At 38.1% G+C, this 11,143-nt stretch carries 15 protein-coding genes; all 15 read right to left on the bottom strand.

Translation table 11 applies throughout. The annotated features are described in order from the left end of the window. Positions 1-5: 5 nt before the first annotated feature. From RBH95_RS03700 to RBH95_RS03630, 15 genes are read right to left on the bottom strand one after another with little or no spacing between them, the layout of a single operon-like run. Positions 6-263 (bottom strand): phosphopantetheine-binding protein, encoded by a 258-nt coding sequence (locus tag RBH95_RS03700; RefSeq protein WP_307901376.1) that lies wholly within the window; start codon positions 261-263, stop codon positions 6-8. A 2-nt stretch (positions 264-265) separates the two neighbouring features. After that, the gene (locus tag RBH95_RS03695) at positions 266-883 is read right to left on the bottom strand and encodes a 3-oxoacyl-ACP synthase (protein WP_307901375.1); all 618 of its coding nucleotides are present in this window, start codon (positions 881-883) and stop codon (positions 266-268) included. A gap of 3 nt (positions 884-886) precedes the next feature. After that, on the bottom strand, positions 887-1,948 hold the full coding sequence (locus tag RBH95_RS03690; protein ID WP_307901374.1) for a class I SAM-dependent methyltransferase: 1,062 nt from the start codon (positions 1,946-1,948) through the stop codon (positions 887-889). A gap of 11 nt (positions 1,949-1,959) precedes the next feature. Beyond that, entirely contained in the window at positions 1,960-3,108 is a 1,149-nt protein-coding gene (locus tag RBH95_RS03685) for a beta-ketoacyl synthase N-terminal-like domain-containing protein (RefSeq protein WP_307901373.1), read from the bottom strand. Continuing rightward, positions 3,101-3,553 carry a thioesterase family protein gene (locus RBH95_RS03680; RefSeq protein WP_307901372.1) on the bottom strand — a complete coding sequence of 151 codons (453 nt, stop codon included), beginning with the start codon at positions 3,551-3,553 and terminating at the stop codon, positions 3,101-3,103. Before RBH95_RS03680 ends, RBH95_RS03685 begins: the two co-directional genes overlap by 8 nt. Then, entirely contained in the window at positions 3,531-4,796 is a 1,266-nt protein-coding gene (locus RBH95_RS03675; protein WP_307901371.1) for an ABC transporter permease, read from the bottom strand. The genes RBH95_RS03680 and RBH95_RS03675 overlap by 23 nt, the downstream gene beginning before the upstream one ends. Then, on the bottom strand, positions 4,789-5,532 hold the full coding sequence (locus RBH95_RS03670) for an ABC transporter ATP-binding protein (RefSeq protein ID WP_307901370.1): 744 nt from the start codon (positions 5,530-5,532) through the stop codon (positions 4,789-4,791). The genes RBH95_RS03675 and RBH95_RS03670 overlap by 8 nt, the downstream gene beginning before the upstream one ends. Positions 5,533-5,538: 6 nt before the next feature. Then, positions 5,539-6,534: a BtrH N-terminal domain-containing protein gene (locus RBH95_RS03665; protein ID WP_307901369.1), complete on the bottom strand. Its 996-nt coding sequence runs from the start codon at positions 6,532-6,534 to the stop codon at positions 5,539-5,541. After that, positions 6,524-6,967: a hypothetical protein gene (locus tag RBH95_RS03660; protein WP_307901368.1), complete on the bottom strand. Its 444-nt coding sequence runs from the start codon at positions 6,965-6,967 to the stop codon at positions 6,524-6,526. The genes RBH95_RS03665 and RBH95_RS03660 overlap by 11 nt, the downstream gene beginning before the upstream one ends. A 5-nt stretch (positions 6,968-6,972) precedes the next feature. Beyond that, the gene (locus RBH95_RS03655) at positions 6,973-7,434 is read right to left on the bottom strand and encodes an ABC transporter permease (protein WP_307901367.1); all 462 of its coding nucleotides are present in this window, start codon (positions 7,432-7,434) and stop codon (positions 6,973-6,975) included. After that, a complete protein-coding gene (locus tag RBH95_RS03650; RefSeq protein WP_307901366.1) occupies positions 7,434-7,865 on the bottom strand; it encodes a hypothetical protein in 432 nt (143 codons plus the stop codon). The genes RBH95_RS03655 and RBH95_RS03650 overlap by 1 nt, the downstream gene beginning before the upstream one ends. Position 7,866: 1 nt before the next feature. Next, positions 7,867-9,000: a beta-ketoacyl-ACP synthase III gene (locus RBH95_RS03645; protein ID WP_307901365.1), complete on the bottom strand. Its 1,134-nt coding sequence runs from the start codon at positions 8,998-9,000 to the stop codon at positions 7,867-7,869. Between the two features lie 23 nt (positions 9,001-9,023). Further along, positions 9,024-9,938, bottom strand: coding sequence for a dialkylrecorsinol condensing enzyme DarA (locus RBH95_RS03640; protein ID WP_307901364.1), 915 nt, complete (start codon positions 9,936-9,938; stop codon positions 9,024-9,026). 52 nt (positions 9,939-9,990) lie between these two features. Continuing rightward, a complete protein-coding gene (locus RBH95_RS03635) occupies positions 9,991-10,878 on the bottom strand; it encodes a lipid A biosynthesis acyltransferase (RefSeq protein ID WP_307901363.1) in 888 nt (295 codons plus the stop codon). 21 nt (positions 10,879-10,899) lie between these two features. Further along, positions 10,900-11,142, bottom strand: coding sequence for a phosphopantetheine-binding protein (locus RBH95_RS03630; protein WP_307901362.1), 243 nt, complete (start codon positions 11,140-11,142; stop codon positions 10,900-10,902). Between the last annotated feature and the right edge of the window lies 1 nt (position 11,143).

Raw genomic sequence — 11,143 nt, 5'->3', positions numbered from 1 at the left:
AAAAATTACTTGGTTCTGTGTTCAGAAATATAAGCGGCCATCGTGTTGATAGATTCAAAAATGGCACGTCCTTCTTTTGGATCGGTAAGCTTAATCCCGTAGTTTTTATCGAGCATTACAATCAATTCCAAGGCATCAATAGAGTCCAAACCAAGGCCATCGCCAAACAGCATATCATCATCTGCAATATCGGCAACCACCATATCTTCCAAATTTAATTGCTCTATAATGTTCTCTTTCAATTCTTGTTTTAAAGCTTCCATATTTAAGTATTGTATAATGTTAAAATTTGTTCTCTTGTATGAGGAAGTCCAGAATTTTTGGAAACCAAATACAAAAATGCTTCGTAATCATCTGTATCATAATCTACCCATCCGCATAACACTTGGTCTGCTTTTCCGCTTTCCAAAAGGCTGTTTGCTGAAGTCAACAAATGATCGGCATTAAATCTGTCAAATATAAAAAAACTATTTTCAGAATACAGTTTATATTTTATACTAATCTCCCCTATACAAATATTAGGCAGCGTGTATACAAATACTGCCGGACTTGGGTAATATTTTTCTTTATTTTGAATGGAGGTTTGGTGAGCCCTATCAGTATCTAAACTAGAAGCTCTATTGGATAGCACAATGGCTATGTTATTTTCAGCATCTAAATTCAATTGCTCATTTTTAAGGATTGCTTCAGCCGTTAGAAAAGCTAATTTACTCAAGTTATCCATCTTAAAGAACTTAGGGTATTTTAACCCAAACGACTTATAAGCAGCTTTGATAAATTCTGCAAAATCAGATTGCCTCCCCTCAAAAAGAGTATCTCCCTTTAAGGTCACTTTTCCATCCCTTATCGAAGCATATGAACAAATGTTTACTGCTGACTCCATTATCTATTTCTTTTGACAAACCAACATAGTATGGTATTCTCCCAAAGGTTGGTCTTCCTTAACCACAAGCCCTGCATTATTTACAACTTCCATTAACTCCTTGGCTTGGTACATTTTGCTATTTCCGTTGGCTAGAACAGTAAAATATAATGACGTGGCCTCCAAAATAAATTTAGCATTGTCAAAGCGCTGTCTATCCGTAAAGGTTTCTACAATAATAAGCTCAGCCTTATCGTCCATGGCATTGGCACAGATGGTTAAAATCTTTTCTATTTCCGGTTTTGAAAAACAATCCAAAAATTGGCATAACCAAATTGTATCGGCTCCTGCCGGTATTTTAGGATCTTTAGATAGCCAATCAATTTCATATGGATGCACCCGATCCTGCACGCCTTCTTGTTCTACATTTGCCATGGCTTTTGTCAATTGGCCTGGAAGGTCCACCATAGTGACCTTCACCTCCTTATTGAACTTACTACAACGTATTGAGAACTTACCGGTATTAGCACCAATATCAAAAATATGTTTACGCTCTTTGGCGAATACTTTTTTTAATGCTTCTCCAAAAATATCATCGGAATAATGATGGTCAAAATCGAACCAAGACTTTTGCTGTTGGGGCGATAATTTAGACAACCCTTCATAAATGGTACTCCAATCCCCCAATTCCTTTAGTCCTTGAGGTTTTCCCGTTTTAATGGCATCTTCTAAATGATACAACCCTTTATAGCAGACATCTTGAGTAAAGTTGATATTTACATTAACGGTTTCGTTGTAGGTCAAAAAATAGCCCGTCGTAGTAATTTCGTAATTGCCTTGAGCATCTTTCGTTACAATATCCGAACTCTCGGCAATTTCAAGTAACACCCCAACTCCATATGCACTTAACGACAATTCTTCTGCAATCCCCTCTATGGAAATCCCTCCCTTCTTTCGGTATTGAAAAATCTTATCAAATACACCTAATTTACGAAGCGAGACAACTGCTTGAAATACGAAGGGTGCAAAAGCAATTTTGTGAGCCTCTTCAAGGGCATCGATTGCACGAATAGAATTGTTTGCCATAGTTTTGCGGTTTATTGCGTTGGTTTTTGAAAAATTACAGCCGTATTACAACCTCCAAATCCTGAGGCTGTTTTTAAAAAGGTCTGCATATTATGTGGTGTTGTGTATGTTATTACATTTATTGGCTGGCTCACTCCCATGGTTTCAAAACCTAGAGATTTGAACAATGTTTTATTGTGTACGGAATGCATACCGACAATGGTTTCCAATAATCCAGAAGCTCCCAATGTATGCCCAAAATACCCTTTCAAACTGTTTAACGGCACCTCATGCAGCCCCATTCTATTGAAGGCTATCGCCTCCATTTCGTCATTAAACAAAGTGGCCGTTCCATGGGCTGATATGTAATCTATGTTTTCAGGTTTAATACCCGCTTCCTTAAATGCCGTTCCCATACTCCTATACAATCCTTCACCGGTTCTTGATGGTCCTGAAATATGATTGGCATCGTTACAGGAGCCTTCTCCCAAAATGGCCATGGCCTCATCTGCCAAATTAGTATCATCCTTTGTTACCAAAATGCTCGCTGCCACTTCCCCTATATTAATCCCCTTTCTATGTTTATCATAAGGTTTGCAAAGTTCATTACTCATGGCTTGAAAAGAATTGAAACCAGACAATATAAACTCACTTACCACATCTCCACTTACCACAAATACATGGTCATACACATTTTGCTCAATATACCTCTTGGCTATAGCTACCGATAAAATTCCAGACACACAGGCATTAGATACCACAATAGCCTCGTTTTTAAAACCAAAAAACGCTTTTACAACCCTGCCGAGTTCACTTAAATAAGCCCTTTCCTTTGGAAACGGATTATCAGCGTCCAACACATCTACATTTCCTTTTGTAGTAGAAATAATCAAACCAACACGTTCATCTAATGTAATGTTGGATGCTTCAATAACCTTTTGCAGGGAAACAATCATCATTTGTTCCAATCTCGTGTAATCGTCTTGAGATTGCAGTTCATGGAATGCCGCTTGTAGTTTTCCTGTATTTATTAAAGAAGAGTAAAATGGTTCTGCATGCAGTGTTTCATTTTCAACCAATGCAAGTCCCGTAACTTCAGACTTAATATGCTCTACAACCGTAGGACTGTCAAAGCCTAGTGATGAAACAATGTTGTTATGTGAAACGTATATCTTATTCATCCAGCAACCCCACTTTTTGCTTCCAATCCATAAAAAACGTCGGAATGTTTAGTGACAGATCTCCTTCTCCAATATTATCGACAAATACTTGAATGGTTTCACCTGTGCATACCAATTGCTTTTTCTGATTGTATATTTCATAACGAAATACCATTTTGGCAGCAGGTGTATCCACATAAATGGTTTTAACAGTGGCCACATCGCCGTACTTCAAGGGTAGCTTATGGTCTGTACTAGATTTTACGATAGGCGTAGCATACCCATGCTCCTTTTGATCTAAATATGAAATACCGTGTTTTCTACCAAAGGCTTCCCTTCCATCTTCAAAATATTGAATATAATTGCCATGCCATACAATACCGAGAGGATCGGTTTCTACAAAGCGCACCCTCACCTCACTTTCATGAACTATTTCCTTGTGTTTAGACCGCATTTTTCTTTTCATTATAAACAATAGCAATTAGGGTAGTTAATATAAAGAATATAAATAATAATGTTATCTCAGGAACAATATCCAATAGAGTAGCATGTCGTAAAAATACGTCGTAAAAAGCATTGAGCCCCCAATTCATTGGTGAAATATTAGACAGCAATTGCATAAACTTGGGCATGATAAATACTGGCACCCAAACACCGCCTATTGCAGCCAATATCACCACAAATGTAGCTCCAAATGGTGCCGACTGTTCTTGAGTCTTGGCCACAGTTCCCAACAACAAGCCTAAACCTATGGCTGCCAAACCGGAAAAAATAGCCACCACGAACAACAAGAGCAAGCGCCCTGACACATCCAATGCAGGAAGTCCCATAGAAGGAAATACATACACCCCTACCAACAACATCAAAACAAACTGAACTAAACAGACCAATAAATACAGAATGGTCTTCCCTCCCAATACCGTGGCGTAGGATACCGGATTGGTTCGTAAACGCACAAAAGTTCCCTGACTTTTTTCCTTCACCATGTTGATGGACAAAGGAACAATGATAAAAAAGATGGCAAATAAGGTCCAAGCCGGGACATTATGCTGTACGGAATTAGGCAGCACATCCCGCCCCTCTATTTTGGGCAGAATTTCTTTGAATGTAATAAAATTGTCCGTTTCAAAAATGGCCTCTTCTGGATTGTCTGAGATCTGCTCTTGAAAAGCTTTGTAAATAGATTGTGTTTCTATTTTTGATATCATTTTATCAATCCCATTTTTCACAGAACTTTTAAAAGATTGCTGTGTTGCCGGATCAAAATACAACCTTACTTCTTTGTTTTCCACAATACGTTGCGGCAAGGTATCGGCCTCTTCTCCCATTACTTTAGCCATAATACCATCCACATTATTGGCTATTTTCTGTTGCAAATCCTGCGTTAACTGCTCCGGAATTATTACAGCCAATTGATAATCTCCTTTAGACACCAAATTTTTGGCTTCCTCTTCGGTTTGTTTCTCTATTACTTCAAAAGAATTGGAATCTTCCAAACCGTTCAGCATGGTTTTGGCCACCTCTCCGTGATCGTTGTCTACAATCAAAACAGGGATTTTAACATCCTTTACTGTTTGAAAGGTACTATCCTGAATTAAGGTGATGGTAATGATAAGTACCAAAGGCATGACAAATAAAATGGCGACCCCTCCAATGTCCCTGAAGAGGAGCAAGAATTCCTTGTATGTAGACGCCCATAATTTATGCATGATCCCTAAGTGCTTTTCCGGTTAAACTTAGGAATACATCTTCAAGGTTATGAGCTCCTTCATTATTGGCAATTAACGTGGACGGCTGACCTTCAACAATAATTTGCCCATGATCTATAATAGCCACTTTGGTACAGAAATTCTCTGCTTCATTAAGGTGATGAGATGTGTAAATAATTGTGGTTCCATTGGAGTTGAGTTCCTGTAAGAACTGTATAATGACATTTTTGGATTGCACATCTACCCCAACCGTAGGCTCATCCAAAAACAATACTTTTGGTTCGTGAAGAATACTGGCAATCAAATTTACACGACGCTTCATACCGCCCGAAAAAGTTTCGATGCGCTTATTCGCAAATTTACCTAAGCCCAAATGCTCTAAATAAGCGGATATTTTATCATGCAAATGCTTGCCTTTTAAACCGTACATACTTCCAAAATACTGAAGGTTTTCAAAAGCTGTTAAAGAAGGATACAGGGCATATTCCTGAGGAACAATACCGATTAATTGCTTCAGTTTTTTCCTATTTTCTTTATAGGTCAATCCCCCAATGGTAAAACTTCCCGAAGAGGGTTTTACCAAGGCACACAAAATGGAAATCAATGTCGTTTTTCCAGCGCCATTGGGCCCCAAAAGCCCAAATATTTCCTTTTCGGCAATATGCAAATCCAAATCAAGGACCGAGTAAGCATCGCTTCCTTTATACTTTTTGGATATGTGCTCAATGGTAATCATGGGGTTCTATATGGCTTTCTTCAATTTCTTAAAGAATTCTTCTTCTCTATCTGCAATATGCTCCAATTGTGTCGCCACTTTTACATAGGCATCCACTTGGGCACTTCGGTTTTTATATATTCTAGAAGCCTCTAGGGCAAAATCTCTCCACAAATCCCCAATTTCAGTGATTTCTTTGGAAAGTACTTCCAACCTAGGATTCTTTAAAATACTACTAGCTTCCTGCAAAAATGCCCCATAGATATACCTAAAACCTCCGCCTCCGGTACCAATCTCTTCCTGCATTCTTACAATCTGACCCAAGTAGTGATTAGCAAGTTTCACACCTTTGGTTTTAGGCCATTTTTTAATGAGTTTTGCCGTATATCGGATGCCTTTCACACCAATAAGCGGCATAGGCGCCAACATATCTTTACAAGTATGCTTAATGCCTTTTACAATAGCACTTTCTATTTTTAGTTTTTCCGGAAAATCGATTGGGTAATAAATTTGTCCTTTTGGCGCAAAAGCTCCTTTTGCAAACCTTACCTTTTCCAGTTCTTTATCTGTTAAGGTCGTAACGGTTTCCATAACGGGGTCGCTTATCAGGTAGTTGCTGTCCTCTTTCCCGTAAACCACTAAATTATGAGCATTAAAATGAAAGCGATAATCATCTGGAAAATACACAAGATTATATACGCCAACCTGTAGCCCTACTGGATTATTATTGTTCAGGTTTTCATCCAATCTGGCCTTGGCCAATTTGGGGTCCTTAAACTTTTCGCGTTTAATTTTGATACCAACCCGCTTAGCAAAACGTTTAAAAATAACACCTGGTAAAGCACGATACGTAACCGCAGGTGCATGATTTACCTTCACAAAAGGCACATAACAAAAAAACAATCCAGAACCAATTCCAAAAGCCAGCGGTTCACTAATATTAAACCCATGATGCCTCATTAAATTGGAAATCACACCATTCTCACAATGTGCTGATTGTTGGTGCTTAAATTCAATTTTCATCTGGGGTATTATTTTTTAAATCTGGGGTTTTATACAATGTAATATCTTTTAACTCTTCCAATGATATTTCGAATACATCGGCATAGCGCTGTAACATACTATTGGAAAGCATCTTGAACACCTTGGGTTTAAAATGCCGTTTCACTCGCCATTGCCAAAGTCCAACATAACTAGCCAAAATGGATACGTCCATTTTATGGCATTCCATATAAAACTCTATTGGACTAGTTTGCTTATTTAGAACACGCTCTTTAGCAATTGAAATGCGACTTTGAATTTCCTCTATCGCATTATTTAAGGCTATGGTTTTAGGATCCCAACCAGAACTTAACTCAGTAACATATTTTCCGTCCTCGCCAACAGCATAACACAATTCCTTTTGGCTAGTGGACTGCAGATTACTTTTATCCTGAGGCACCTCTTCCTTTTTCATATCCTTTACTTTCTTTCTTGGATAAATAAGTTCATCTCACAAGATAATAATTCCTTCTCTTCTTGACGTACCTTGCACTCAAAAGTACAGATGCTATAATCATCTGAATCAAACCTGGATTTAAGTGTTGCTTGAGAAGTTATAATTTCTCCAACTTTTGGACACTCAATAATAGTGACCTTTTTTATGGCACTAATAAAACCGATGAGCTTCTTTTCTTGCAGAACCTCCTCTCCTTGCCGCGTATAATAGCTCTTTCCAACAATGGCAGAACAAGTTTGGGCCGCATGCTCCACCATGCCTGCCTCATTAAAACGGCCTTGTTCAATAAAAATATTATCTGGTTTTATTTCGAAAGAAGTGGATACATGATCATCTCCAATAGAAAGAATATAATCCACCATTAAAAAGGGGGGCCTATGTGGCAAAAACTGAGAAATCTCCAAAGCTTTAAACACCTCTTCCATTAACTTGCAATAACCGTTTTCATTTCGCCAAAAGCGATTTCTTCTCCTACATTATCATAGACTTTTACATGTACCATGGTCACTCCCATAATTTCGTGTAAAATTGTAGCTTTTGTTGTAATGGTATCCCCTATTAGCGGTAATTTATTTATCACCGTTTTTTTAATGGAACCAATATAACCTGTGGGCGCCTCCTCGCCTCTACTAAAATAATCATACCCGGTATGTAACGCTACTGTTTGCGCCATATTCTCTACCATTCCAGGCTCAGAGAAACGACCATTCGACACCAGGATATTAGTATCGACAACTTTAAAAGAAGATACCACTTCTGTTTTCGAAAACTCCTCCAACGCATCCACCATTACAAATGGATTTCGTTGCGGAATTAAAGGCAACACATCATGGATTGGAAAGACCTCTTTTATCATACTAGCAAACAGTTAAAAAAGCATAGGCATAAGAAAAACGGGCGCTTTCAGGAACAGACAACAAAATCTTATCTCCTTTCTTTAGCCTGCCAGAGCTTACAAGTTCTTCCAACATAATATATATTGAAGCCGAACCTACATTTCCTACAGTTGCTAGGTTGGTAAACCAATTTTCCATAGGGATATGTACACCGTTGGCCTTCATTTGTTCGTATAAGGACTCCTTAAAATAATAAGATGAAATATGGGGCAAGAAGTAATCAACATCAGACGGTGCCAAATCATGTTTTTCTAAAGCAAGCTTTAAACTATCTACACCTTTTTCCAGAATGTATTGATCCAACAATTTCACATCTTGTTTGGCTGCAAAAATAGATTGCTGGCTCCACTCCTCCGATTGGTATTCACTCCACCCCTTCAAAGTTCCGTCGGTCATTTTATCACTACCGGCATACATGCATGCCTCCAACTCATATGCATAGGAATAACCTTCCATCCACTCAATACGCAATGGACAATCGCCTTTTGGTGCATTCTCCAACAAAAAGGCTCCTGCTCCATCAGAAAGCATCCATCTCAGGAAATCCTTATTAAAAGCTATTATTGGCTTTTCTTCCAACTCCTTTAAATGTTCCACCTCACTGGAATAAATAGTTGCTCTAAACCAAGAAGACGTTCTCTCGGACCCCGAACAAACCGCATTATTGGTCTGCCCTGATTTTACCGACAAAAACCCATATTTAAGGGCGTTCATTCCTGAACAACACGCTCCCGACGGGGAGTTAATTTCTGCATTTCCGCTTTTAAGAGCTCCATGAACCATGGCAGCATGCGAGGGTAAAATTTGATCTGGACTAGAAGTTCCACAAGACAAAAGTTCTATCTCCTCTGCCTGAAACTTGTCGTCACAAAGGTTTGCAATAGCCTCTTTTGCCAACTCTGCATTATTATGAGTAATATTTCCCTCTTCATCCAGTGCATAATATCTTGTCTTGATTTGGTTGTTTCTCAAAACAAGGCGGCGTCCTTTGGATGGCACCCCATTTATCGCTCCCAATTTTGCTTCCATTTCCTCATTGCCAATGGGACGATTTGGCAAAAATTTTGATATTCTGGTTATGTAAACTTCTTTCATATTTAAAATTAGGGCCTTCTTTGTTATGAAACAGATGAAAAATACATCTTATCTCGTTTTATCTTGGCATGTAGGGGCATATAGGTCAACAAAAATAGAATAAAAACTATAGGAGCAATAACCCAAATCGCAAATAATAGGTAATATTTGAAAATTTTAATCCAAAAAGGGCGTTTTGATGCATCCTCCTTTGTTTTGTTTTTTATCAAATTGGCCCACTTCGAAAATAGCACATTGGCCCTTTGGTCTGCCATTACCAAAAATGGCTTGATTACAACAGCTCCTTTATCTAATAAACGCTCCTGCAGAGCATTATAGTTTCCTGTATCTAACACTTTCGAAATTACCCCACCAAACTTTACCGATTCGTCAATATCCTTTTGAGACACCCCGGGTTTTGGAAAGATGCCCAGATAACGCTTCTTTTCACCGGTAAACATCCACTTTACAATGGTAATGACACTTACATGGTTGATATGCCTATCCACCAAAACAATATTCCCTACCAATTCTGCACCTATACCCTTTAATTTCCCCTTTACTTTTTCTTGCGCCATAATCCACATATTTCTACAGCCAATAACCGTAACAACCTTGGTATCTGCCAATAGCTTCTTTCCTTCTTCACTCTCCAAAAATGAATTGGCAGGAATTGAAGGTGTAAGGTACCATACACTATAACCAAAAATTACTAGGTCATATGTAGTGTCTTTGATGTATTGTGGAATTGGCTTTATTTTTTGAGGAACTTCCAAAAAAGATTCTGGAAAGGCATCTAAAAACTGATTTTTAGGCCACGGAAAAGGAAATGGTGTTTCCATCTCAATTTCCAAAAAGTCTATATGATGCTCCTCTGCCTTTAAAGGCGCACTAATATTATTGACAATTTCTGTAAGCTGACCCGATTGGGAATAGTGAATTACAAGTACTTTTTTCAAAAACTGATTTTTTCCGTAATTACGGAAATATTAAGCAAAAATAAAATCAAGTTTATGAATCATTTTCGCTTTTCCAAAAATCGAAATAATTGAACCATTGTAATGGATATTTTTCAAGAATCCAGGTAAGACTTTTGGTGTATTCTTCCAGAAGGCCATCAGCATCCCTATGCTTGGACTCGGCCTTTCTTGTGTATAAATGATAATGCCTATTGGTTTCCTTCATTACATAGACAAATAATACCGGAACTCGCAGCCTGGAAGCTAACACAAAGGGGCCTGCGGGAAATTGCGCCTTTTCCCCAAAGAGATCATGGGTTAAAAACTTTGCGCCCTTTACATACCGATCGCCGGTAATACATACCAATTCATTTCTGGCCAAAGCAGCATTGATCTCAAAAATATGGGAAAGGTCTTCCCTAATTAGAATAAGTTTGATCTTGGATTTTCCAGTAACGCTCTCCAAGTACTCCTTGATGGCTGTATGCTCCACATCGGTAGTGAGCAAGTTTATGGATGCATAGCCCTCCAATTCTCCAAAAAAGTGTTCGGCTATTTCAAAATTCCCAACATGGGCACTAATTAAAATACCTCCTTTTTTCTTTTTGAGGGCCTCTTCTAAAAGCTCCACCCCATCAAACTGATAGGTAAAATAATCTCTTAACCCAGAAGAAATAGCTACTTTATCTATAATGGTCTTACCAAAAACGTAGTAATTTCTATAGATGCTCAATAGGCTTTTCAAGACAGAATAACCACGCCTTTTTCTAAAGTAGTAGTAGATAGATTTTGAACTATCGAAAGCAAATAAGCAATAATAGGCAGCTACAAAACAAAGAATAAGGTAAGCAGATACTACTCCAAATTTTTGCATAAAGAATACAAAGATTCTATATCCAAAAACGGTACCTCTGGATTTACCTTCCCATTCAGTAGCCATAAAATAACAGAGTAAAAGTGCTTAGCTTAATTTCGTTTCTATAAGATTATAAAAATCTTGTAACGTCACTACGTTCACGAAGTCTTCTCCTACAAGCTTAACACCAAAATTAGATTCGATAGCAACAACCAAATCCACAAAATCCAAACTATCCAGCTCCAAAGTTTCCTTCAAATTAGCTCCTGCAGATATATCATCTTCTTCAACCTCAAACTCATCAACCAAAAAGTTGTTTATCTTCTCAATGATAACTTCTTTATCCATT

It is taken from the genome of Mangrovimonas sp. YM274 (genome assembly GCF_030908385.1).
In the GTDB taxonomy this organism is placed as follows: Bacteria; Bacteroidota; Bacteroidia; order Flavobacteriales; family Flavobacteriaceae; genus Mangrovimonas_A.
Note: the sequence above shows the minus strand (reverse complement) of the source record. Positions and strands in the feature narration are given on the sequence as shown.